Raw genomic sequence first — 24,608 nt, forward strand, 5'->3', positions numbered from 1 at the left:
TTATTATGTGTTTTAATAAAATGTATATTCATTATATTGAAAACAATTGTCGACAGTGCCATAATAATATGTGGAGCAATTTGTAGAAAATTATTTTTTATGATAATAATGGTAACTTTGCGCAAAATACACTTAGATTAATTACTTAAGGAAGCAAAAATTACTGAAGGAAGTGAAATTATTGAAATATGCCTTTGTAGATTATAGAATTTCTCGCCAAGAAAAACATAGCTTAGAAACCTTAGGTTGCACTGTGATAATTTGCCCTCCTTCAGCTTTGCTATATCCAGCTATTTGTGGTCATCCAGATATTCTTATACATTTGCTTAATGATAATAAGATCCTTGTTCATAAGGATATTGATGAAAGTTTTATACAACTATTAAAAAAAATAAATTTAGACATTGAATACACTGTTAACTCTTTAGGTAAGAGTTATCCTTATGATATATGTTTAAATGCCGTTAGCTTAAAGGACTATTTTATTCACAACTTGAATTTTACTGATAAAACTCTTTTAGCTAATTTTTCCTCAAAAAAACTTATAACTGTAAAACAAGGCTATACCAAATGCTCTACTGCAATAATAAATGATAATGCTATTATAACTTCTGACTTATCCATAGCTAAAGCCCTTGAAAAAGAACCTATTGACGTTCTTTTATTGCCCCCTGGTGATATACTTCTTCCAGGCCTTAATTATGGTTTCATAGGCGGAACCTGTGGAAAGTTAAAGGATACTATAGTTTTTTACGGAACCTTGGAGAAATATAAATACGGAAGTTTAGTATTAGATTTTTTGCATAAGCATAAAGTGAAGCCTTTTTATCTAAGTGATAGCCCCTTAGTAGATAGAGGTAGTATATTTTTCCTATAAAAAACCTTGCCAAAAGATGATCAGTCTCTTTTAGCAAGGTTTTCTTTATAATATAGAATTTAGTGCTACTTATTATAATTTTTTAACAACTTATCATGTGAGAATCACTGTATTAAAAACTACAAAAAACAAAAAAAACATTGCTAATGCAATGCTTTTTTGGAGGCGCCACCCAGATTTGAACTGGGGATAAAGGCTTTGCAGGCCTCTGCCTTACCACTTGGCTATGGCGCCACATGGAGCGGAAGACGAGATTCGAACTCGCGACGTTCACCTTGGCAAGGTGACGCTCTACCACTGAGCCACTCCCGCACATGTTGGTGGCTCGAGCAGGAATCGAACCAGCGACACGAGGATTTTCAGTCCTCTGCTCTACCGACTGAGCTATCGAGCCTTGTTTTATTAAATTAATGGCGACCCAGAAGGGACTCGAACCCTCGACCTCCGGCGTGACAGGCCGGCACTCTAACCAACTGAGCCACTGGGCCATATATGGTGGTCGCAACAGGGATCGAACCTGTGACCCTCTGCTTGTAAGGCAGATGCTCTCCCAGCTGAGCTATGCGACCAATTCTTCCAACATGTATTATTATAATACTTAATTAATATTGTGTCAACAGTTTTTTTATTACCTTAAACTGTTCCGTGGCACATATATAATATACAAAACTTACACTCCTCTGTCAACAATTATTTCAACTATTTTCCTAAAATATCATGCAATCTCTTTTATTTTCTACTAAATACTCAAATTTACTCAATAGCATCTTTTTTTGCACCTCTAGTGAACTACCACCCCTCATTTTCACCAACTTATATATAAAAATAAGCCCTATTGATAACACCACAGCTACCAATAGAACTTATTAAGCTAAAATTATTTAAAGTAAATAATAGTTAACTATTTTAAAGGTTTCTTAATTTAATTCCTTTAATAAGTTACCTATATTTTCATTAGTGAACAAATATGCTTTATTGCAAAAATGGCACAACAACTCTTCACTCTTGCCTTCTTCATGTAACTCCTGAAGATCTTTTTTCCCTATGCTTATCAGTGCTCTTTCTACTCTTTCTCTTGAACAATCACATTTATACTCCGGTGTTAATTCCTCATGTATTTTTAAATCCATATCTTCAAAAATATATTTCAATATATCTTCCATAGACATACCTTCAGAAATCATAGAAGTTATAGATGGCACCTCTTGAAGTCTGTAGGATAATATATCTGCCACAAATTCTGATGCTCCCGGCATCATTTGAATTATAAACCCACCAGCTGCCTTTATAGTTAAATCCGTATCCACTAGCACTCCTAAGGCTACCGCAGATGGAGTTTGCTCTGAAGCCGTAAAGTAGTAAGCTAAATCATCCCCAATTTCACCTGTTTGAATAGGCACTTGACCTATATAGGGTTCTTTAAGTCCCATATCTCTTATAACTTTCAAATATCCATTGGTACCAATAGCTCCACCCACATCTAACTTACCAATAGAATTTAAAGGTAAGTCAACCTCTGGATTACCTATATATCCCTTTACATTAGCATCTGCATGTGCTGTAACAATAACTCCTTTAGCTTCACCACCTCCAGAAATTTGAATTGTTAAGCTGTCCTTTTCATTTTTTAAAAGTGCTCCCATTAAACTTCCCGCAGTTAACATTCTTCCCAATGCTGCTGCAGCTGTTGGCGTACATTTATGAATTTCCATAGCTTCTTGAACTAAACTTGTAGTAGTTGCACCTATAATTCTTATGTCTCCATTTTGAGCAGTAGCTCTAACTAACTTATCCATATGCTATTCCCTTCTTCCTAGAACATATACTATTCTTTCTGTATTTTTCTTTATATTATTGCTTTTATAATCATCTAATTTTTGTATGATTCGAAAACCTATATTTTGCAAAACTTCCTCTAAGTACTCTTCACTATAGATTTTCTCCCTATGATGCTCATCAAACCTTCTATAAACTTGTCCTTCTTTTATAAAGAAAGTGAGATACATATTTATAGTTTCATTTTCAATTTCATTTTCCCAAATATAAACTACTTTATCATTATCATAATTGAAAGTATTCTCCCCTAAAACTTCTAACAACTTATACTGAGAGTTTATATCAAAGATAAAAAGTCCTTCATCTTTTAAATGCTGATAAACTGAAGTAAAGTAATTAATTAAATCCTGTTTCTCCAAAATATAATTAGTGGAATCTAATGCACAAGTTATTAAATCAAATTTCTTTCTTAAGTTTAGTTCACAAATATTTTGACATATCACCTTAGCTCTTACATGGTTATTTCTAAGTTTATCTTCAGCTATTGATAGCATTTCCTCTGATAAGTCTACAGCAGTGGTAGTTTTAAAAAACTTGCCTACCTCTACAGTTAAATTTCCAGTTCCACAAGCTAAATCTAAATAGTCTCTTTTTGTTAATCCAGCTTTATCACAAAGACCTGTTATAACCTCAGCCCAAGATTTATAATCTACATCTCCATGTATAAGTTCATCATAAACATCTGCAAACTCATTGTAACATTCCATAAAATCACCTAACTTATCCTTCTACAAATCTATAAATCATCTTTAATAGAGCTCTCATAAAAAGTATTGAAGTAAATATGTATAATACCTAAATATTTTATCAATGTTAATTAAAAGGCCCAGTTATTTTAATCTCTTACATGAATTATATTACTAACATATTTTACATTAAAATAATAGTTTTGTCTAAATCTTTTATAACATATCTTTATTTTTAGGCATATTCAACATCTTTTTCTTTTTAGTCATTAATCCACCAATTCTTCCTGTTTCTTCTGCTGTAAGTCCACTCCATCCTAACTCTCTAACTTTATCTATAAGTCCCAATTCCTCTGCAATTTCATATTTAATTTCTTCTCTCATTTTTTCTTGGGGAGTTAATTCTCTATTGCTTTTTAACTTTGATTTAATCACCTTTTTTAGTGGTGTTTTTCCCATAGTACCCCTCCTTATTTATATTACTATTTTCTACAAGGAGAAGTTTTTTATTCATTAATAAAATAATTAAAGACTTAAGTTTCAGAAAGCATAATATGCAACGCCTCTATACAAAAATAAAAGCAGTATAACTTGAGTTATACTGCTCTTAATTAAATTATTCTCTTCCTTCAGTGTAAGTGTATTTTAAATCAAGTGCTCCAAAAGTTGGTGACATGTAATTTTTAATATATTTTCTTACGAAAGTATTTTTAAATCTCCAAACTCCTGGACTGATTACGCCATCTTCAAATACTAATAATTTTTCTGCTTCTTTGAACTTCTCTAATCTCTTAGCTGGGTCTATAGAGTTACCTGCTTCTTTGATTAGATTGTCATACTTCTCACTCTTCCAACCTGTATTGCAGATTCCTGCCTCTGACATGAACATATCAAAGAAGGTGTTAGGGTCATTATAGTCAGCACCCCAAGCTTGACCAGCAATTTGGTAATCTCCCTCATCTGTTCTCTTTTGGAAAACTGCCCACTCAGCATAGTCACACTCTATATTAACTCCAAGTGCTTTACTATAGTTTTGTTGATCAAACTCAGCAAACTCTTTAGCTCTAGCATCAGTTCCTGATTGTAGAACCTTAAATGTATGTTTAGCTGGATCTGGGTCTAGCCCTAATTCTTTTAATCCTTCAATTAATAAAGCTTTAGGATCTGAATTAGCTTTCTTTAATTCCTCAACTGGTAGATATGTTGCTGTTTCTCTATAGTCTTTTCCATCAATTTGAATTGCTGGAGGACACCATGCATTAGCTGGCTCTGCAAGTCCTCTGAATAAAGTTGATGCTGTACCTGCTCTATCATTAGCAATTATAAATGCTTTTCTTATTTTCGCATTAGCCAAATACTTATCTTTTTGGTTAAAGAAAGTATAGGTAGCTGATCCATCATATCCTTTTTTAACCTCGAACTTACCAGTTTGGTTAAACTTATCAACCCATTCTTGTTTAGTTACTGCAGCAGCATCTAATGAACCATTGTATAACTCATTCATTCTTGCTGTTTCTTCTTTTATGATTTTCATAGTAGCTTTTTCAAGCTTTACATTTTCTGCATCCCAATATTCTTTATTCTTAACTAATTCTACTTTATTGTTGTGTACCCACTCAGAAATGATGAAAGGACCTGTAAATACCATAGTATCTGTTTCACTACCATATTTATCACCATGTTTTTCTATTATATCTTTTCTTTGTGGTTCCATTACTTTGAAATATGTTAAATCTAAGAAATATGCACAAGGTGAAGCCAAAGTAAACTCTATAGTTTTTTCATCTATAGCTTTAACTCCTAAATCTTCTGCTTTTGCTTTTCCTGTATTGAATTCATTAGCATTCTTTATTGGGAATAATAAGAACGCATACTGAGAACCAGTTTTTTGATCAAGAGTTCTTGTGATACCGTATACAAATTGCTCTGCAGTTACAGCTTGACCATCGCTCCACTTCATATCTCTTAATGTGAAAGTCCATTTTAATCCATCTTCAGATTTTTTCCACTCTTTAGCAGCACCTGGCTTTATAACATCCTTGCCATCTTTCCCAACTTCAAGTCTTGTTAACGCCTCCATAGTGTTTGCAAGAACTTGAGAAGAATATAAATCTGTTGCTTTAGATGGGTCTAAAGTTTTTGGTTCTGCACCTAAAACTACATTTAAATATTGCTCCTTGTCCATTTTTACAGCTTGAGCGTTTTCTCCTGACTTCTCTCCTTCTGCCTTTTTGTCATCTTTTCCACCACAACCAGTTAAGGCTACTGATGCAATCATAGATGACGCTAGTAATACAGATAAAAGTTTTCTGCTTTTCATTAAAAAATCCCCCTTCTTATTGTTTCTTTCTAATAAAAACTCTTTTGTAAAATTGAGTTTTTCTTACACATTGAAACTAAATATTAGAAATTATAAAATCTTTAAGCAGTCCCCTTGTTGCTTTTATAAATGAAAATTCAAGATTTTTATAATTTTCTGTTATTTATATCATATACTTCATTTTTTTAAAAATCAATAAGGTTTAAATGAAAACTTAGTGTATCCAGTTCACATTTTATTTTTATTTTTAAATATTTATTAATATATGATTTTTTTGAAAAATTACTGCATTTTTTACCTCTTATCACCTGAATAATCAAGAAAAACAGCGAAAAAAAGTAGTACAATTTTCATTGTACTACTTTTAAATATTTCCTATTAATTTACATCTAAATTGCTAAAGATTACTCTCTGCCTTCAGTATAAGTGTATTTTAAATCAAGGTTTCCAAAGGTAGGAGACATGTAGTTTTTAACATACTTTCTAACATAAGTGTTCTTAAATCTCCATACACCTGGGCTTATTACTGCATCATCATAAACAAGAATTTTTTCTGCTTGTTTAAATATATCTGTTCTCTTAGCAGGATCTATAGTATTAGCTGCTTCTTTGATTAAATTGTCATACTTATCGCTCTTCCAGTTAGTAGGAGCTATACCAGCATTAGACATGAACATATCAAAGAATGTATTTGGATCATTGTAGTCAGCACTCCAACCTTGAGAAGCAATTTGATATTCAAATTCATCAGTTCTCTTTTGGAATATAGCCCATTCAACATACTCACACTCAATATTTACTCCTAGAGCTGTTTTATAGTTTTGTTGAGCAAACTCAGCAAATTCTTTAGATCTTGCATCTGTTCCTGATTGTAAATATTTGAAGGTATGCTTAGCTGGATCTGGATCTAAGCCTAATTCTTTTAATCCTTCAACAAGTAATGCTTTTGCATCTGGATTTTCTTTCTTTAAATCTTCAATTGGCTTATATGCCACTTTTTCTCTATAATCTTTTCCATCAATTTGGATAGCTGGTGGACACCAAGCTGTTGCTGGCTCAGCTAACTTCTTAAATAAAGTATTAGCTCTTCCTTCTCTATCCTCAGCTACTGAAAAGGCTTTTCTAATTTTTGCATTTGCAAAGTACTTATCCTTTTGGTTGAAGAATGTATAAGTTGATGATGAGTCATAACCCTTTTTAACATCAAACTTTTTAGTATCATCAAACTTTTGAATCCACTCAGGTTTAGTAACTGCTGCAGTATCTAAAGAACCATTAAGCAATTCATTCATTCTTGAAGTTTCTTCTTTTATTATTTTCATTGTAGCTTTTTCAAGCTTAACATTTGAATTATCCCAGTACTCTTTATTTTTAACTAATTCAACTTTGTTATTATGAACCCATTCAGTAATTGTATATGGACCACTAAACACCATTGTATTTGGTTCTGTACCATACTTATCACCGTGTTGCTCTATTATATCTTTTCTTTGTGGCTCCATAACTTTGAAATATGTTAAATCAAGGAAGTAAGCGCATGGAGAAGAAAGTGTAAACTCTAATGTCTTCTCATCTACTGCTTTAACTCCAACATCTTCAACTTTAGCCTTTCCAGTGTTAAATTCTTGAGCATTTTTTATTGGGTATAATAGGAATGCATATTGAGAACCTGTTTCTTTAGCTAAAGTTCTTTGTATACCATAAACGAATTGTTCTGCTGTTATTGGTTTACCATCACTCCATTTTGCATCTCTTAAAGTAAATGTCCATTTTAATCCATCATCAGACTTTTTCCATTCTTTAGCTGCACCTGGTTTTATAACGTCTTTTCCATCCTTGTCAACTTCAAGTCTTGTTAACGCTTCCATAACATTTACTAGAACTTGTGAAGAATATAAATCTGTTGCTTTAGATGGGTCCAAAGTTTTTGGTTCTTGTCCTAGCACAACATTTAAATATTGCTCTTTGTCCATTTTTGATGCTTCTGCTGGTTTGTCACCATCAGCTGGTTTTTTGTCGTCTCCTTTTGATCCACATCCAACTAATGCAATTGACGCCACCATTGATGAAGCCAATAATGCAGCTAATAATTTTTTACTTTTCACAGATAATCCCCCTTTTTGTTTAGCTCGGTCATTTAACCTATGCTCCATTTATTAATCTTCCTAATACATAATTTCATAAATTTAGGATTTAATATCTTAAAGTTAAGTGATGTTATATACTAGTGTGTCTCCCCCGTCTAACTTATTTATATAATATAATAAAACAATAAATAAATCAACACATTTTTCTGAAAAATGATTTTTATTTTTTCGACATTAACATTTATCAAAACAATTTAGTTGTATTTAAACAGCGACTTTTGTTTAAATTTAGTTAATAATTAAACATTGTATGAACTTAATGTTATTAGTCTAGCTCATATATATAACTACATTTAATGTATCTAGTATATTACAACTTTAGTTGTATTTACTTTATTAATATATTGTACATTTATAAAAGTTAATATTTTTTAAATTTATTTTTTGTAAATATATGTTATATTTCACAATTATGCATGAATATAATAAATTTCATTCATTTTATTGCATTCTAACCTTGGTACCCACTATAAAAATTCATCTAAATGCACATATCTACACTGCTTCTATGCATAATGTGAGAAGTTTTCCCCCAAGTATCTATTAAACCCATTCCTTATAGATGATTTTCTAAGGTTTAAAAGGTTTATATAAGTATATCTATATATTTTATTGTTCTATATTGAACTTTATCACTTATACCTATAAGATATTCTCCCAACCTTTCACATATCCCCCCCCTAACATCTTTGTCCAAACATATAAGTTGCAACAGTATTTCTGCATTACTCAATAAATTAAAAGCAACTTGCATGGAAAGAATGAAAAGTTGGTTTATTGTTAATGTAGTCTCTTTATTTCACCCTATATATTTCATAGGGTAACTTGGTAATTTAAAACAAAAAACAAAAAGAGACAGGATAAATCCTATCTCTTAACTTATTATAATAAATGGCATGCAACAAAGTGATTTGGTTCAATTTCCTTAAGCTCAGGTGTTTTCTCGCTGCATACAGGTTTTGCATATCTGCATCTTGGAGCAAATCTACAACCTGGTTTAGGGTTAATTGGACTTGGAACTTCTCCCTCAAGAGGAATTCTCTTTTTATTTCTTTCAACTTCTGGATCTGGTACAGGAATAGCTGAAAGTAAGGCTTGAGTATATGGGTGTAATGGCTTGTCATATAAGTCAGCACTTGAAGCCAGTTCAACCATTGTACCAAGGTACATAACTCCAACTCTATCTGAAATATGCTTAACCATTGAAAGGTCGTGAGCAATAAACAGATAAGTTAATCCTAATTCATTTTGTAACTTTATAAGTAAGTTAACTACTTGAGCTTGGATAGAAACGTCTAGAGCTGATATTGGCTCGTCACACACTATAAAGTCTGGCTCTATAGCAAGTGCTCTAGCTATACCTATTCTCTGTCTTTGTCCACCTGAAAACTCATGTGGAAATCTAGATGCGTGCTCTTTGTTTAATCCAACTAATTGTAGTAACTCATATATTCTGTTAGTTCTTTCTTGACCAGTATGAAGATTATGAACGTCAATTCCTTCTCCTATGATATCTCCAACTGTCATTCTTGGGTTAAGTGACGCATATGGGTCCTGGAATATTATTTGAGCTCTTCTTGTGAACTCTTTCTTTTCCTTTTTATTTAATTTGCTAACATCATGACCATCATATAGGATTTGTCCGCCGGAAGCTTCATAAAGACCCATAACAGTTCTACCACAAGTAGTCTTACCACAACCAGATTCTCCAACTAATCCTAATGTTTCACCCTTATATATATTGAAACTTACATCATCAACTGCTTTTAATGTAGCATCTTTTCCAACTTGGAAATATTTTTTAAGATTTTTAACTTCAATTAAAACGCCATTTTTCTCTTTCACATTTTGATTAGCCATATTATACACCTCTCTTCAATGCTTCAGGAACTTCTACTTTTGGAGCCATTGGGTGTTTCAACCAACAAAGAACTTCATGAGTATCTGAAATAGTAGTAGCTTCTGGCATCTCTTCTAAACATACTTGCATACAATATTCACATCTTGCTGCAAAAGGACATCCCACTGGTGGTTTAATTAGATCTGGAGGTGTTCCTTGTAAAGAATATAATACATCTTTATTTTTAGTATCTAATCTTGGTACAGATTGTAACAGAGCCCAAGTATATGGGTGTTGAGGATTTGCGAAAATCTCATCAACAGTTCCTCTTTCTATGATTTGTCCCGCATACATTACTTGAATTCTATCAGCAACGTCTGCAACAACTCCCAAATCATGAGTAACTAATATAACTGCTGTACCTAATTTTTCTTGAAGATCTGCTATAAGATCCATAATTTGTGCTTGAATAGTAACGTCTAGAGCTGTTGTTGGCTCGTCCGCTATTAATATTTTTGGGTTACATGCTAAAGCTATAGCAATCATAGCTCTTTGTCTCATACCACCTGAAAATTCGTGTGGATATTGATGAACCCTTTTATCTGCGTTTGGAATATTAACAAGGTTTAGCATTTTTGTAGCTTCTTTTATAGCTTCATCTTTGCTCATTCCTCTGTGTATAATTAAACTCTCGGCAATTTGCTTTCCTATAGTCATGGTTGGATTTAAAGAAGTCATAGGATCTTGGAATATCATAGATATATCCGATCCCCTTAACTCTCTTAAAGCCTTATCATCCATTCCTAATATATCTTTACCTTCGAAAACTATTTTTGAACCCTTTTTAATTTCTGCTGGCATTGGTTCAGGAAGCAATCTCATAATGGCTTTTGATGTAACTGTTTTGCCACATCCTGATTCTCCAACTACCGCTAGGGTTTCACCTTTATTTAAATGGAAGCTTATGCCTCTTACAGATTTTACTTCTCCTGCATAAGTATGAAATGATACTCTTAAGTCTTGTACATCTAATATTTTTTCCATTGCTAACCCTCCCCTATTGACGCATTTTTGGATCTAGGGCGTCTCTTAAGCCATCACCAAGTAATTGGAATGATAACATTGTTAAAGAAATAAATAACGCTGGCCAGAATAACTGGTATGGATAGAACATTAAGTTAGGTTGTGCAATAGCTGCTAATGCTCCCCAGCTTGTGTTTGGTGATTGAACTCCAAGTCCTAAGAAACTTAAGAACGCTTCAGCGAATATATATCCTGGTATATCAAAGGTAATAGCTACTATCATAATACCTAAAGTGTTTGGTATTAAGTGTCTTGCTATTATTCTTGATGGGTTAGCTCCTAGAGCTTTTGCTGCTAAAATATATTCCTGTTCTTTTATTTGTAATAATTGTCCTCTTACAAGCCTCGCCATATAAACCCATCCACCGATTGTCATAGCAATTATAAGAGATTGTATTCCAGGTCCAACAATTAATCTAACAAGGATTACTGTTACAAGGTATGGAATACTCGCTATTATTTCAATTATTCTCATCATGATGTCATCTACTATTCCTCCAAAGAAACCAGCAACACCACCGTAGATAGAACCTACAACTGTGTCAATAAGTGCACCGACTAGACCAATAACGATAGAAATTCTTCCACCCTTCCAAACTCTAGCAAATAAATCTCTACCTAGGTTGTCAGTTCCAAACCAATGGTCTCCATTTGGTTTTAAGTTAAGTAAGTTATTATCTGTTACTTCATATGAATATTTAGCAATCATAGGTCCTATGATTGTCATTAGCGAAATTAAAATTAGCAGTATTAGAGAGAATGTAGCTACTTTATTTTGCTTTAATCTTCTCCAAGCATCTTGCCAATAAGTCATACTAGGTCTTAGTATTCCTTCTGAGTCTAAGTTTTCACAGCCTATAATCTGAAATTTTTCTCTTGATAGTTCTGCCATAGTTGCTCCTCCTATCTCTTCTTACCAGTTACTCTGATTCTTGGGTCGATTAATCCATACACTATATCAACAATGAACAATGCAACAATATATAATACCGCTACAAATATAGTTTGTCCCATAATCATTGGGTAGTCTCTATCATTAACTGAAGATACGAAATACTGACCAAGACCTGGTATAGCAAATATACTTTCTATAACGAATGATCCTATAAATATACCTGCAATCTGTGGTCCTAACAGTGTAATAGCTGGAAGTATCGCATTTCTTATAACATGCTTAAATACTAAGCTAAGCTTTGATACCCCTTTTGCTTTTGCTGTTAAAATATAGTCTTGTCCAATAACATCTAGACAGTTAGCTCTCATATATCTAGCATAAGTTGCTATAGAACTAAAGCTTAATGCTATAGATGGTAGTATTGTATGCTTAAATTGCCCCCATCCAGTTGATGGTAAAATCATCCATTGAACTGTAAATGTATATTGTAATAATGCCGCAACAACGAAACCTGGTACAGAAATACCTAATATAGCTATAAACATAACTACGTAATCTGGCCATTTTCCCCTATTAAGAGCTGCTATAATTCCGAGAGTAATACCAATTGTGAATCCCATTAAAATTGCTTGTGAACCAACTCTAGCTGAAATTGGTGCATACTTTAAAATTGTTTTTGTAACTTCTCTGCCTGGATAAAGTAGAGATTGTCCTAAATCTCCATGTAAAACTGCGTTTTTAACAAATAATCCATATTGTTGAATAACCGGCTTGTTCAAACCATACTTTTCATAGTAGTTTGCTTTAATTTGTGGTGGTAAGTTTCTAGCCAAACTAGCTAATGGGTCTCCAGGTATAGCATGAATAAGCATAAATGTGATAGATGCCGCTATAAATAACGTAACTAGCATATACCCAAACCTCTTAAGAGTAAATTTTAACATCATCATCCCTCCATTTAGCGTAAAGTTGTTGCAACAGACTCTCCATCTGTTGCAACAATAAAATTAAATCTTATTTTCTTCCACTTGTATAAGCATATTTGTATTCAGTTACTCCGAATAATGGAGTCATTACGTTATTTGTATATTTAGCAACAAAAGTATTTTTCTTTCTAAATACAGTTGGAGATACTATACCTTCTTTGTATATTAGGATATCTTCTGCTTTTTTGAAAGCTTCAAGTCTTGCCTTATTATCAGTTGAAGTTTGAGCTTCTTTTATTAATGCATCATACTCAGCATTTGACCATCCTGTTGGAACAACACCTGCTCCTGTCATAAACATATCAAAGAATGTCATTGGGTCATTGTAGTCTCCTGTCCAAGCCATTGAAGCTATTTGGAATTCTAACTCATCTGTTCTCTTTTGGAATACTGGCCACTCAACATACTCTGTTTCAACATTTACTCCTAATGTTGATTTGAAGTTTTGTTGATAGAACTCAGCAAACTCTCTGTTTCTTGCTGCTGTTCCTGACTCTAAGTATTTGAAGGTATGCTTAGCTGGATCTGGATCTAATCCTAATTCTTTTAATCCTTCAGATAAAAGAGCTTTTGGATCTTTAAATTCATCAACTAATTTTTTAACTGGTTGCTCAGTATTTAACTTTCTGTATTCTTCTCCACCAATTTGAACTTCTGGTGGGCACCATGCTAGTGCTGGATCTGCTAAATCTCTAAATAAAGTTTTAGCTGCTCCTGCTCTATCTTGAGCAACAATAAATGCTTTTCTTACCTTTGCATTACTGAAATACTTATCTTTAGCATTAAAGAATGTATATGCAGTAGATGCGTCATAGCTTGATAAAACATTAAACTTATTTGTTTCATTGAATTTTTGAATCCATTCTTGCTTAGTAACTGCTGCTATATCTAATGATCCATTATATAGCTCATTCATTCTAGAAGTTTCTTCTTTAATGATTTTCATAGTTACTTTGTTAAGCTTTACAGAATCTTTATCCCAATAGTTTTCATTTTTTTCTAATACTACTTGGTTATTATGTACCCACTCTGTAATTTTGAATGGTCCACTGAACACCATAGTATCAGCTTCAGAACCATATCTTTCCCCTGCTGCTTCAACAATATCTTTTCTTTGTGGGTGCATAACTTTGAAGTAAGTTAAGTCTAAGAAGTATGCAGTTGGTGACTCTAATGTAAATTGTACAGTTTTATCATCAATTGCTTTTACTCCTAACTCTTCTACAGAAGCTTTTCCACCATTAACTTTTTGAGCATTTTTTATTGGGAATAGTAGGAATGCGTAAGGAGAACCTGTCTTAGCATCAAGAGTTCTTTGAATTCCATACACATAATCTGCAGCAGTTACTGGCTTTCCATCACTCCACTTATAATCTCTTAATTTAAAAGTCCAAGTAAGTTTATCTTCTGATGAAGTCCATTCAGTTGCTCCTGCAGCCTTTATTACATCTTTACCATTTTCTTGCTCAATTCTTGTTAAGCCTTCTTGTACCTCAACTAATACTTGTGAAGAGTAAAGGTCTGAAGATTTTGATGCATCAAGTGATTTAGGCTCTGAACCTAATGTAACATTAAGATATTGTTCTTTGTCCATATTAGCTGTAGCAGCGCCCCCATCAGTAGCAGGCTTTTCTCCACAACCAACTAATAGTCCAGCTGATAAAGATAAAGTTAGTAATGTTGCTAAAATTCTTTTGCTTTTCATTAAAATTCCCCCTTAGTTTGTTGTTTTCTTAAGTATGTAAGATAAATTCAAATACTTATTAACTTTGAAATATTTTGACAATTTTAAATAAGTTACATAATTTTCTTGAAATTTTGAATCTTATTAAAATCGTTCAAAAAAAATAGTTGAATTTCCAAATCACACCTTAATAAATTTCCTTAGTAATTTTCCTGTTATCTCTTTAGTAAGTTATAGAACAATATGAATTTTGAAGTAATGCAATATCTAAAATTCATTTTTTATAATATTATCATAGACACTTGTAAGTTGTCAAACTATTTTGTCGTATAATAAGTGCGTAATGTATACCATTTCATGAACTTTTTTTGAACAATTTATAATTTAATTATATTTACTTATAGGGTTAGATTTTATAACAATATTTATACATATATTTATTGCTTGTATAAATATTATTATTCCATATATTGTTCTTTTATTAGGAATTTAAATATTGTTTACAAATACCCCTTAACACCAGAATAGTATCTAAACTTCCTTTAATTCCTATATTACTTTATGCACTCTTATTCTTATTACCTATATAATGTAGGTTTTAAGATATACCTCTATAAATATGAACAAAATAAGCACAGAAACCACAAATAAATCTAGATTATTTTCTTAAGAACTTTAAAAATTAACAAAATCAAGTTGAAAGCAAAAACTTATATCACACCAATAAACATAGACATACATTAATATTAAAGAAATTTTTATAATATATTATATAACTTTATTCCTCTAAGTTATATAATATATTATAGAACTTTTAAGGAGTGATAAAATTGAAATATAATGTTGCTGTAATTGGAGCTACTGGAATGGTTGGAAGACAATTTGTATCTATATTAGAAGAAAGAAACTTTCCAATAGATAATATATACTTTTTCTCTTCTAGCCGATCTGCGGGTACTAAGCTTACTTTTAAAGGAGAAGAAGTACTAGTAGAAGAATTGAAAGAGGATAATATAGTAAATAAAAAGCTAGATTTTGCACTATTTTCTGCTGGCGGCGATACTAGTCTTAAATTTGCTCCCATTTTTGCTCAGCATGGTGCTATTGTAATTGATAATAGTAGTGCTTGGAGAATGGATCCTCAAGTACCTTTAGTTGTCCCTGAAGTAAACTTTGAGGATTTAAAATGGCACAAAGGTATTGTTGCAAACCCAAATTGTTCTACTATTCAAGCTGTGGTTGCTCTTAAGCCACTCCTTGATAAATATGGTATTAAAAGAATTATTTACTCAACCTATCAAGCTGTATCAGGTGCAGGACTTGGTGGCTTTAATGATTTAAAAAATGGGATTTCTGGGGAAGCTCCTAAGAAGTTTCAGCATCCTATCGCTTATAATGTGATTCCTCAAATTGATGTATTTCTAGATAATGGATACACTAAAGAGGAAATGAAGATGATTGAGGAAACTAGAAAAATTTTACACGATGACAAGTTGAAAGTTACTGCAACCACTGTGAGAGTTCCTGTTGTTCATGGTCATAGTGAAAGTATTAATGTAGAGTTAGAAAAGGAATTCAACTTAGAGGATGTTTTGAACCTGTATAATAATTCGCAGGGAATAGTATTAATGGATGACACTAAGAACAATGTCTATCCTATGCCACTTCATATAGAAGGGAAAGATGAGGTTTATATTGGTAGAATAAGAAGAGATTTCAGTTTGGATAACGGTATTAACCTTTGGGTAGTAGCTGATAATATAAGAAAAGGTGCTGCTCTAAATGCTGTTCAAATTGCAGAAACCTTTATCAAAACTGGCCTAATATAAATACTGTAGGCTTATTAATTCGTAAAAATAATTGGGGTATAATTACACATTATTCCCCTCTGATTATATTGAATAAAAAAGTTGAATAACCACATTTTATACTGAAAATCTAAAGGACTAAAAGTCAGATATTACAAATATTGAAAGGAAGGTTATATATGAGTATTTTTAAAGGCTCTGGAGTTGCTATTGTTACTCCATTTAAGGAAAATGGTGTTGATTTTGATAAATTAAGAGAATTAGTAGAATGGCATATAGAAAATAAAACTGATGCTATCATAGTGTGTGGTACCACCGGCGAAGCTTCCACTATGAGTGAGTCTGAAAGAAGAGAAACTATTAAATTTGTTATTGATACAGTTAATAAACGTATTCCTGTTATTGCTGGTACAGGTTCTAATAACACTGCTGCTTCTATAGAAATGAGTAAATATGCAGAAAGTGTTGGTGCTGACGGTTTATTAGTTATCAATCCTTACTATAATAAAACTTCTGCAAAAGGATTAATCGAGCATTTTAAAGCAATTGCTGGTAGTGTTAACACTCCAATAGTAGTTTATAACGTGCCATCTAGAACTGGTATGAACATCACACCTAAAGCCCTTTATGAATTATGTAAAATTCCAAATATTACTGCTGTAAAAGAAGCCAGTGGAAACATCAGTCAAGTTGCTGAAATTAAAGCTTTATGTGGTGATAAGTTGGATATTTATTCAGGCAATGATAATGAAATTTTACCAACTTTATCTATCGGTGGAATTGGTATAATCTCAGTGCTTGCTAATATAATTCCTAAGGATGTCCACGATATTTGTGAACTTTTCATGAATGGAGAAGTAAAAAAATCTCAAGAATTATTTTTAAAAACTATCCCTCTAACTAATGCTTTATTTATAGAAACAAATCCTATCCCTGTAAAAACTGCATTAAATCTAATGGGGAAAAATCCAGGTAAATTAAGGCTACCTCTTGTAGATATGGCTGAGGATACATTAAAAGTATTAAAAGCTGAACTTAAAAATTATAATATCCACATAAAGGAGGATTAACATGATAAAAGTCCTTTTAGTAGGCTGTAACGGTAAAATGGGTGCTATGATATCTTCAACAATAAAAAAATTTGAAAATATTATTATTGCTGCTGGAGTAGATAAAAACACAGATTCCCCTTTTGGATATCCAGTTTTCACCTCTATTTCAGAATGTACTAAAGATATAGATGTAATCTTAGACTTTTCCCGTCCAGATGCCTTCGAAGAAATTTCTAGTTATGCAATAAAAAATAATAAGGCTGTTATCTTTTGTACAACTGGTTACTCAATAGAACAAGTTGCTATGATTAAAGCTTTAAAAGAATATATTCCTGTGTTCTATTCTGCTAACATGTCAATTGGAGTTAATATAATTAACAATTTGTTAAAAAATTTAAGTAATTTACTTTATAAGGATTTCGATATTGAGATAATTGAAAAACATCATAACCAAAAGGTAGATTCCCCAAGTGGAACTGCTCTACTTCTTGCTAATACAATTAGAAATGCCATTGAAGAAGAAACTCTTTTAGTTCATGGAAGAGAAGGGATTTCTAAAAGACATCATAAGGAAATTGGCGTTCATGCTATCCGTGGTGGAAACATCATTGGAGACCACGAAGTGATTTTCGCTGGTCAAGGTGAGGTAATAGAGATTAAACACTCTGCAATTTCTAGAGAAGTCTTTGCTGTAGGTGCTATAAGAGCTTGCCTATTCATATATGGTAAAGAAAAAGGTCTCTACTCTATGGAGGATGTAGTAAAAATCTAGTTAAAGTCGCAGCAAGCTGCTTAGGTCTAAAAACTTTGGAAGCAAATTTATTCCCAACAAGTGGAATTCATTACACCAAAGTAATTTGCTTAGGCTGAGCATCTACAAGGCTGCTTTACAACCCTTTATAGATGATGGTGGACTTGAAACTTCCAAAATGTTGTTAAATAGTAAAAACCACTAAAGATTAACTTGGAGTTAATCTTTAGTGGTTTTTTTACTAATTTCTATTTCTTTGATAATTCCTTTATAAACTCTTCTAAACCATCTAGGGCTATTTTTAAACTTTCCATGCTATAACAGTAGGAAATCCTAATATATCCCTCTCCCCCTACTCCAAAAGCAGAGCCAGGTACAATAGCAACTTTTTTACTTTCTAACAACTTTTCACAAAACTCTTCACTACTCAGGTTAAACTTATTAATTGATGGAAATATATAAAATGCCCCTTTAGGGAGTTCTACTCTTAATCCCATGCTTTTTAATCGCTGATAAACGTATTCTTTTCTGCTTTCAAACTGTTCTTTTATAAGCTCACAATGATAAAGAGAATCTTTAAGTCCAGCTAAGGCTCCATATTGGCCTATAGATGGTGCACAAGATACATTATACTGATGCACTTTAATAATACTATTCATAATGTTCTCAGTAGCACAAATATATCCTACTCTAATGCCTGTCATGGAAAACATCTTAGAAAATCCACTTACTAATATTACTTTTTCCTTTATATCTTCACATTGACTAATAGAATAATATTCTTCAAAACATATGGCACTGTATATCTCATCGCTTATGATTAGAATATCTTCATCTTTAAGTAAAGCATGAAGTTCATCCCTATCTTTCTCTGTCATTATTGCCCCTGTAGGATTTGAAGGGAAAGAAACTATTAATACTTTAGGATGTTCCTGGTTTATTATTTCCCTTACACTGTCTATATCTAGAGAAAAATCTTCCTTCAGTTTATAGGTTAATACCTCTGCTCCTACTAGTTTGCCACAGCTTTCATAAGCTGGATACCCAATAGCTGGAACTAATACTTTATCTCCTTCATTTAAAAGTGCCTTATAGGCACATAAAAGAGCCTCGCTTCCTCCCACAGTAACACAAATTTCATTCTCATTATACCTTATAGAATTTTTCAAAAGGTAATCTGAAATACCTTGTCTTAACTGTAAAATTCCTGCGTTAGGAGTATAGGTAGTCTTATCTTCATCTATTGCTTTTTTCATTGCCTCTTTAATTTCCTTAGGAATCTTAAAATCTGGCTCACCTAAGGTTAGAGAAATGGCACCTGGATGATTAGCTACTTTATTAAAAAACTTCCTTATACCTGAAATCTCAATACTTTCTACATTCTTTGAGAACATATTCTCCATATTATTTTACCTCTTAAAATTCAATTCCTTTTCTAGCAGGAACACCTTCATTAAAATAATGCTTTATGTCCTTCATTTCAGTAACAAGATTTGCTTTTTCTACAATTCTCTCTGGCACATTTCTTCCTGTCATAACAAGCTCTATATCTTCAGGCTTTTTATCCATAAGATGTAGTATTTGCTCTTCTGTTAGCAATTTATTAGATAATGCTCCCATAACCTCATCCATAATTAAAATATCACAACTCTTATCTTCTAATTGCTTTAAACAAAAATTATACGCTTCCTGGATTTCTTCCTTCAGCTCAGCCTTTTGTTCCTCATTAAGAGTCCAGAAAAATCCTCTTGGTTTCTCGAATCTATAAATGTTAAAGTAAGGGTCAAGCCTCTTAGCACTGTGAAGTTCTCCAGTAGCACCACCTTTAAGAAATTGTACCATTGTAACCATGTACTCATTTCCAGCTGCTCTTGTAGCAAGACCAACTGCTGCAGTAGTTTTTCCCTTACCATCTCCAGTGTATATTTGTATGTATCCTTTTGATAACTTTCCCATGTTTTTATACCTCCTAAAATAAATCAATAATTATATTAATTTACAGACTCCAAAGATAAATATTTATGTTATTTACCTAAAAAGTCTTATGGGAGCCACATTGATCTTACACATGAATAAAGTGCTGATTTCAGCTCCCTTTAAATAGATAAACTTAGTAAATTATTTCTTAAAAATAAGATTATCTATTGCATTATACAATTATAACATTTATAATAAATTATTCCAATTATACAGAAAAATATAATGGTTTTATCTAATATATATAGAATGCAATAAAGAAACTACACTAATAATAAACCTATTTTTGCATTCGCTTTCCTATAAGTTGCCTTTAATTTATTAAGCAATATAGGAATACTGTTGCAACTTATATACTACCATAGAAAATCCATTTTTAGATATCTATAGTAAAACTAACTTATCCGAGACTTTAAATTCTTTCTATTATATAGAGAGTAAATCACTGGATAATATGGTCAATTACCTATAAATATCATGTCTCAATCTGTATAAAACCTGAATTCTTTAAGAATACTTATAATGTGAAAGGAGAGAATTATATGGAATACAATTTAACTGACCCTTACCAATTAGCAAAATTTATTAAAGAATCTAAAAAGTCTACTCCGGTAAAGGTGTACATAAACGGGAACTTAAAAGATTGTGCTTTTGGAGATATTCAATACTTTGGTGAAGGAAGCTTTTACATATTATTTGGAGATAGCGAAGAGGTTAATTCCTTTTTAGAAAATAACAAGGATAAAATAAATCACTTTAAAGTGGAGCATGATAGAAGAAACTCTGCAATTCCTATGCTTGATCTACGTAATATAGAGGCAAGAATTGAACCAGGTGCTATAATTAGAGATAGAGTTTCCATCGGTAAAAATGCAGTTATCATGATGGGCGCAGTAATAAATATTGGTGCTGAAATCGGTGAAGAAACCATGGTTGATATGAATGCTGTTGTAGGTGCAAGAGGAAAACTTGGAAAAAGAGTTCATCTTGGTGCTGGAGCAGTAGTTGCTGGAGTTCTTGAACCACCAAGTAAAGAACCATGCATTATAGGCGACAACGTACTAATCGGTGCTAATGCTGTAATTTTAGAAGGTGTAAAAATTGGTGCTAATTCAGTTGTTGCAGCAGGTGCTATAGTTACCAGTGACGTTCCTGAAAATGTAGTAGTTGCTGGTTCTCCTGCAAAAATAATAAAACATGTAGATGACAAAACTAAAAGTAAAACCGAGCTTTTAGATGATTTAAGAAAATAAAAATTAAAGGATATTTAGAAAATCTAAATATCCTTTATTATTGAACCAAAATTAATACTTAACTTATACAGAGCCCACCTTGGTCCCCTTAAGGCTTTAAAGATGAATTTATTCATCTTGAACTTATTAATAATAATGAATTCATGATGAGTAAGATAAAACTTTATCCTAAAAGCTTATATTTTGCTTAAACTGCATCTTCCATATTAATATCTAAAGAATCAATTGTGCAATTTTCGCCTATTTGAATTTCTGTTATATTGTCCCTATTTTCATCAGTAACTCTTTCCATTTTAGAAATAGATACTTCATAGGCTATTTTCTTAACAACCTCTGTATCAGAAACCTTCTTTTGATACTCTCTACTTTGTAATCTTCCCCAAATTCTTATATTATCTCCAACTTCTAAGCTCTTACAGAATCTTGAGTTTCTACCCCATGCTATAGTTGGAATATAGTCTGACTTATTATATAATCTATTAACTGCTAAAAGCATATCTGCAATTTCACGTCCAAAAGGAGTTGTCCTATAAACTGGTGCTTTACATATAAATCCATCTAAGAATATTTGGTTTGGATTTTTGCTTCTTTCCTTTAATTCTCTTACATCTCTTGCAAACACCGTAAGAATTAGTCTGTTTGAACCATCTACAAACTTATTGTAAGATCTTAACTGTCCTTCTACTATAAGCTCACTACCAATGCTTACATCCATTCCTGTAATAAGTCTTTCTGAAACTGTAATGATTAAAACATCTGTAGCATCACTTAATCTTTGAACCTCAAAATTAAAGTTATAAAACCCCTCGCCATACATTTCATGGCTAAACTGTAATTCTGAAATCACTTTACCCTCTAAATAAATTTTGTTGTTTAACATAACATTGTCCATTGTAACCCCTCTTTCCCTTAGTTCTTTAATACATTTTCACTACATTTATATTTCCGAGTTAAGGTAAATATACCAAATTAGTGAAAATAATTGCATCTTTGTAAGTTCCCCAATTTCCTATATTTAAAATTATAAAATATTTATGAACAGATTACAAGATAAATTTTTTAAAAATTCATTCTATTCCTTCATTTGCCTGCCTTCATGATTTAAATAGCATTCTTCCTTCAGTAAAAGGTCCGATACCTTAACAAATTCATAGCCGTCCTTCTTCAAAGTTTCTAGCACTTGAGGTAAGGTTTCAAGTGTATATTTTCCATCAATATGAAATAGTACAATTGAACCTGGCTTCACATTTTTCACTACATTTTTATATTCCTTCTCAATGCCATAGCCCTTCCAATCCAAACTATCTACATCCCACTGAATAGTTTTCATTCCTGATTTTTCAACAGTTTCAACAGCTAAGTCATTATATGCTCCTTCTGGAAACCTAAACAATTTAGGCATATTACCTGTTAACTCTAATATTTTTGCATTAGTAACTTCTAATTCTTTTATTATTCTCTCCTTAGAGATTGAAGTAAAATTAGGATGTTTGTTAGAGTGGTTCCCTATTTCATGACCTCTTTTTGCAATTTCCTTAACCACTTCTGGGTACTCATCACACCATCCCCCTACTAGAAAAAAAGTTGCCTTTATATTGTACTTATCTAAGGTATTCAAAATACTCTCTGTTTTATCAGTCCCCCAGCTTGCATCAAAGGTTAAAGCTATCTTTTTTTCTTTCACATCCACTGAGTATATAGGAAGTGTTTTTGCCACTGGCTTAAATGCCCCTTCTGTAAAGTAATTCAAACCACTCATTATAACTACTGTTCCTAATAATAAAACTATTATTATCCACATTTTTCTTTTCAATTTTATAATCGTTTCCATACTCCCCCCAAATTATATATTTATCTCATTAAATCTATATTCACGCACATAAAATATATGCTATATTAAATTTAAAGATAATTACCTAGAATTTATTTTATGTTATAATAATTAATAAGTATTTATTATAAACTAGATATTAAACTATTATCTTATTTAAAGGAGGAAGGGTTAATTGTTTGATAATTCTATGGATTTAGCAGAAAATAAGCTTATACTATTGTATATATTGGAGAAAGTTAACCTACCTATTTCTAATATACTTTTGGCCCAAATTATTCTTGAAAATAACTTTATGAATTATTTTACCCTTCAACAATATATTGCTGAATTAGGGGAATCAAATCTTTTAGAAAGCGTTAATGATAAAGGAAAAGATAGGTTAACCATATCTGAAAATGGTAGGAATGTTCTACATTTATTTAAAAACAGAATATCTGAAGAAAAACTTTCACAAATAAATGTTTATATCGAAAATAAAATTCTATCTATTAAAAATGAGTTAACAGTTACTGCAGATTATACTATTGAAAATGGTAATAGTTATGTAGTGAATTTAGTGGCTTCTGAGGGCAATATTACTCTTATGGACTTAAAAATTAGTGTGGCATCAAATAAACAAGCCAGAGAACTTTGCCACAAATGGAAAAGCAATTCCTCTGACTTGTACAATAATATAATTAATTTGCTATTACAAGACTAAGCTAAAATCATTCCTGTGGGTTCTCCATTTATAGGAATGATTTTTTTATTCTCCGTATCCTTTTCTACCTTTACCAAAAGGTTATTATAGCTGTCACCAACAAAAATATGTTTACTGTTGCTTAAAATCCCTCTTGGCATTCCTCCAATTCTTATCCTTTTAATTTCCTCATGATTGTAAATATCTATTATGCTAATACTGCCTTCTCCATAATTAGAAACATAACAATACTTTTCATCACAGCACATATCAAAAGGACAACTTCCAACGGAAACTCTATGAATAACTTTATGAGTTTTAGTAGATATCATGCTAACTGAACCTTTTCCTCCATAACCCATGTTGCTTTCACAAACTAATATATAATTTCCATCTAATGTGATAAGAGCCTTTGTTGGATAAGCTCCCACATCAATATTATAAATATTTGAACCATATAAAGCATCAAATAAAGTAATACTATCATTATTTATATTTGCTACAACTATTTCATTGCTTTTACTACAACAATCGATACTATGAGGTGAGTTGCCACAAGGTATTAGTTCTACAACCTCCCTGTTAGTAATATCAAAGGACACTATGTTATTTGAATCACCGCAAATAATATATGCATGATTTCCTAGGACACAGATATCCCTACAATTACTTCCTAAATATAAGGATTCCACCATACCATTTTCTAAATTTACTATGGAAATAGAATCATCATAACAGTTAGATGTAAATAATAGATGGTTATGCAGCCAAAGTCCATGTGGCCCTATTTTCCCTCTATTAACACCAATTAGTTGTATGGTACTTTCTACTGTAAAACTTTCAATATCTATTTTATCAATAGAATCGCAAGTTGTATTACACACATATAAATGCCTCAAT

Annotated in this window: 21 protein-coding genes and 5 tRNA genes; 6 read left to right on the forward strand and 20 right to left on the reverse strand. The window is 32.0% G+C overall.

Features of this window, described 5'->3' with window-relative positions; translation table 11 throughout:
* Window positions 1-181: 181 nt before the first annotated feature.
* Window positions 182-877: a DUF6873 family GME fold protein gene (locus tag C661_RS0107505; RefSeq protein ID WP_017414709.1), complete on the forward strand. Its 696-nt coding sequence runs from the start codon at window positions 182-184 to the stop codon at window positions 875-877.
* Between the two features lie 160 nt (window positions 878-1,037).
* Here C661_RS0107505 and C661_RS0107510 read toward each other — a convergent pair.
* The 15 genes from C661_RS0107510 to C661_RS0107580 form a co-directional block, all read right to left on the reverse strand.
* A tRNA-Cys gene (locus tag C661_RS0107510) sits at window positions 1,038-1,111 on the reverse strand.
* Between the two features lie 3 nt (window positions 1,112-1,114).
* A tRNA-Gly gene (locus C661_RS0107515) sits at window positions 1,115-1,189 on the reverse strand.
* Window positions 1,190-1,195: 6 nt separating this feature from the next.
* Window positions 1,196-1,271 (reverse strand) — tRNA-Phe (locus C661_RS0107520).
* A 17-nt stretch (window positions 1,272-1,288) separates the two neighbouring features.
* Window positions 1,289-1,365 (reverse strand) — tRNA-Asp (locus tag C661_RS0107525).
* A 5-nt stretch (window positions 1,366-1,370) separates the two neighbouring features.
* Window positions 1,371-1,446, reverse strand: a tRNA-Val gene (locus C661_RS0107530).
* 348 nt (window positions 1,447-1,794) lie between these two features.
* Entirely contained in the window at window positions 1,795-2,673 is an 879-nt protein-coding gene (gene hslO, locus C661_RS0107535) for an Hsp33 family molecular chaperone HslO (RefSeq protein WP_017414710.1), read from the reverse strand.
* 3 nt (window positions 2,674-2,676) lie between these two features.
* Complete coding sequence (locus C661_RS0107540; RefSeq protein WP_017414711.1) at window positions 2,677-3,420, reverse strand: class I SAM-dependent DNA methyltransferase; 744 nt, start codon at window positions 3,418-3,420, stop codon at window positions 2,677-2,679.
* Window positions 3,421-3,615: 195 nt separating this feature from the next.
* On the reverse strand, window positions 3,616-3,858 hold the full coding sequence (locus tag C661_RS0107545) for an alpha/beta-type small acid-soluble spore protein (RefSeq protein WP_017414712.1): 243 nt from the start codon (window positions 3,856-3,858) through the stop codon (window positions 3,616-3,618).
* A gap of 157 nt (window positions 3,859-4,015) precedes the next feature.
* The gene (locus tag C661_RS0107550) at window positions 4,016-5,719 is read right to left on the reverse strand and encodes a peptide ABC transporter substrate-binding protein (protein ID WP_017414713.1); all 1,704 of its coding nucleotides are present in this window, start codon (window positions 5,717-5,719) and stop codon (window positions 4,016-4,018) included.
* Between the two features lie 404 nt (window positions 5,720-6,123).
* Window positions 6,124-7,824 carry a peptide ABC transporter substrate-binding protein gene (locus C661_RS0107555; RefSeq protein WP_026050982.1) on the reverse strand — a complete coding sequence of 567 codons (1,701 nt, stop codon included), beginning with the start codon at window positions 7,822-7,824 and terminating at the stop codon, window positions 6,124-6,126.
* Window positions 7,825-8,748: 924 nt separating this feature from the next.
* The gene (locus C661_RS0107560) at window positions 8,749-9,726 is read right to left on the reverse strand and encodes an ABC transporter ATP-binding protein (protein ID WP_017414715.1); all 978 of its coding nucleotides are present in this window, start codon (window positions 9,724-9,726) and stop codon (window positions 8,749-8,751) included.
* Window position 9,727: 1 nt separating this feature from the next.
* Window positions 9,728-10,750 (reverse strand): ABC transporter ATP-binding protein, encoded by a 1,023-nt coding sequence (locus C661_RS0107565; RefSeq protein WP_017414716.1) that lies wholly within the window; start codon window positions 10,748-10,750, stop codon window positions 9,728-9,730.
* 13 nt (window positions 10,751-10,763) lie between these two features.
* A complete protein-coding gene (locus tag C661_RS0107570) occupies window positions 10,764-11,681 on the reverse strand; it encodes an ABC transporter permease (RefSeq protein WP_017414717.1) in 918 nt (305 codons plus the stop codon).
* Between the two features lie 11 nt (window positions 11,682-11,692).
* Window positions 11,693-12,628: an ABC transporter permease gene (locus tag C661_RS0107575; RefSeq protein ID WP_017414718.1), complete on the reverse strand. Its 936-nt coding sequence runs from the start codon at window positions 12,626-12,628 to the stop codon at window positions 11,693-11,695.
* A gap of 70 nt (window positions 12,629-12,698) precedes the next feature.
* On the reverse strand, window positions 12,699-14,375 hold the full coding sequence (locus tag C661_RS0107580) for a peptide ABC transporter substrate-binding protein (RefSeq protein ID WP_017414719.1): 1,677 nt from the start codon (window positions 14,373-14,375) through the stop codon (window positions 12,699-12,701).
* An 809-nt stretch (window positions 14,376-15,184) separates the two neighbouring features.
* Between C661_RS0107580 and C661_RS0107585 the strand changes: the two genes are divergently transcribed.
* The 3 genes from C661_RS0107585 to dapB all read left to right on the forward strand — a co-directional run bounded on the left by C661_RS0107585 (window position 15,185) and on the right by dapB (window position 17,986).
* Window positions 15,185-16,183 (forward strand): aspartate-semialdehyde dehydrogenase, encoded by a 999-nt coding sequence (locus C661_RS0107585; protein WP_017414720.1) that lies wholly within the window; start codon window positions 15,185-15,187, stop codon window positions 16,181-16,183.
* Window positions 16,184-16,341: 158 nt separating this feature from the next.
* Window positions 16,342-17,232, forward strand: a complete 891-nt coding sequence (gene dapA / locus C661_RS0107590; RefSeq protein WP_017414721.1) for a 4-hydroxy-tetrahydrodipicolinate synthase — start codon at window positions 16,342-16,344, stop codon at window positions 17,230-17,232.
* A 1-nt stretch (window position 17,233) separates the two neighbouring features.
* A complete protein-coding gene (dapB, locus tag C661_RS0107595; protein WP_017414722.1) occupies window positions 17,234-17,986 on the forward strand; it encodes a 4-hydroxy-tetrahydrodipicolinate reductase in 753 nt (250 codons plus the stop codon).
* Window positions 17,987-18,213: 227 nt separating this feature from the next.
* On the opposite strand, the gene C661_RS0107600 is transcribed toward dapB, so the two are convergent.
* Together C661_RS0107600 and C661_RS0107605 are read right to left on the reverse strand one after the other, a co-directional pair.
* On the reverse strand, window positions 18,214-19,368 hold the full coding sequence (locus tag C661_RS0107600) for a pyridoxal phosphate-dependent aminotransferase (RefSeq protein ID WP_017414723.1): 1,155 nt from the start codon (window positions 19,366-19,368) through the stop codon (window positions 18,214-18,216).
* A 13-nt stretch (window positions 19,369-19,381) separates the two neighbouring features.
* Window positions 19,382-19,921 carry a cob(I)yrinic acid a,c-diamide adenosyltransferase gene (locus C661_RS0107605; protein ID WP_017414724.1) on the reverse strand — a complete coding sequence of 180 codons (540 nt, stop codon included), beginning with the start codon at window positions 19,919-19,921 and terminating at the stop codon, window positions 19,382-19,384.
* 563 nt (window positions 19,922-20,484) lie between these two features.
* On the opposite strand from C661_RS0107605, the gene dapD reads away from it, so the two are divergent.
* Window positions 20,485-21,195 (forward strand): 2,3,4,5-tetrahydropyridine-2,6-dicarboxylate N-acetyltransferase, encoded by a 711-nt coding sequence (gene dapD / locus C661_RS0107610; protein ID WP_017414725.1) that lies wholly within the window; start codon window positions 20,485-20,487, stop codon window positions 21,193-21,195.
* Between the two features lie 187 nt (window positions 21,196-21,382).
* Here dapD and C661_RS0107615 read toward each other — a convergent pair whose 3' ends face one another.
* Both C661_RS0107615 and pdaB read right to left on the reverse strand, forming a co-directional pair.
* Window positions 21,383-22,087 carry a single-stranded DNA-binding protein gene (locus C661_RS0107615; protein ID WP_017414726.1) on the reverse strand — a complete coding sequence of 235 codons (705 nt, stop codon included), beginning with the start codon at window positions 22,085-22,087 and terminating at the stop codon, window positions 21,383-21,385.
* Window positions 22,088-22,267: 180 nt separating this feature from the next.
* Window positions 22,268-23,026 carry a polysaccharide deacetylase family sporulation protein PdaB gene (gene pdaB / locus C661_RS0107620; protein WP_017414727.1) on the reverse strand — a complete coding sequence of 253 codons (759 nt, stop codon included), beginning with the start codon at window positions 23,024-23,026 and terminating at the stop codon, window positions 22,268-22,270.
* 175 nt (window positions 23,027-23,201) lie between these two features.
* On the opposite strand from pdaB, the gene C661_RS0107625 reads away from it, so the two are divergent.
* Complete coding sequence (locus C661_RS0107625) at window positions 23,202-23,729, forward strand: DUF4364 family protein (RefSeq protein ID WP_017414728.1); 528 nt, start codon at window positions 23,202-23,204, stop codon at window positions 23,727-23,729.
* Here the strand turns inward: C661_RS0107625 and C661_RS0107630 are convergent.
* Entirely contained in the window at window positions 23,726-24,607 is an 882-nt protein-coding gene (locus C661_RS0107630; protein ID WP_017414729.1) for a YncE family protein, read from the reverse strand. The genes C661_RS0107625 and C661_RS0107630 overlap by 4 nt on opposite strands.
* Window position 24,608 lies beyond the last annotated feature (1 nt).

Origin of the sequence: Clostridium tunisiense TJ (assembly GCF_000300195.1) — a bacterium.
In the GTDB taxonomy this organism is placed as follows: Bacteria; Bacillota; Clostridia; order Clostridiales; family Clostridiaceae; genus Clostridium_J; species Clostridium_J tunisiense.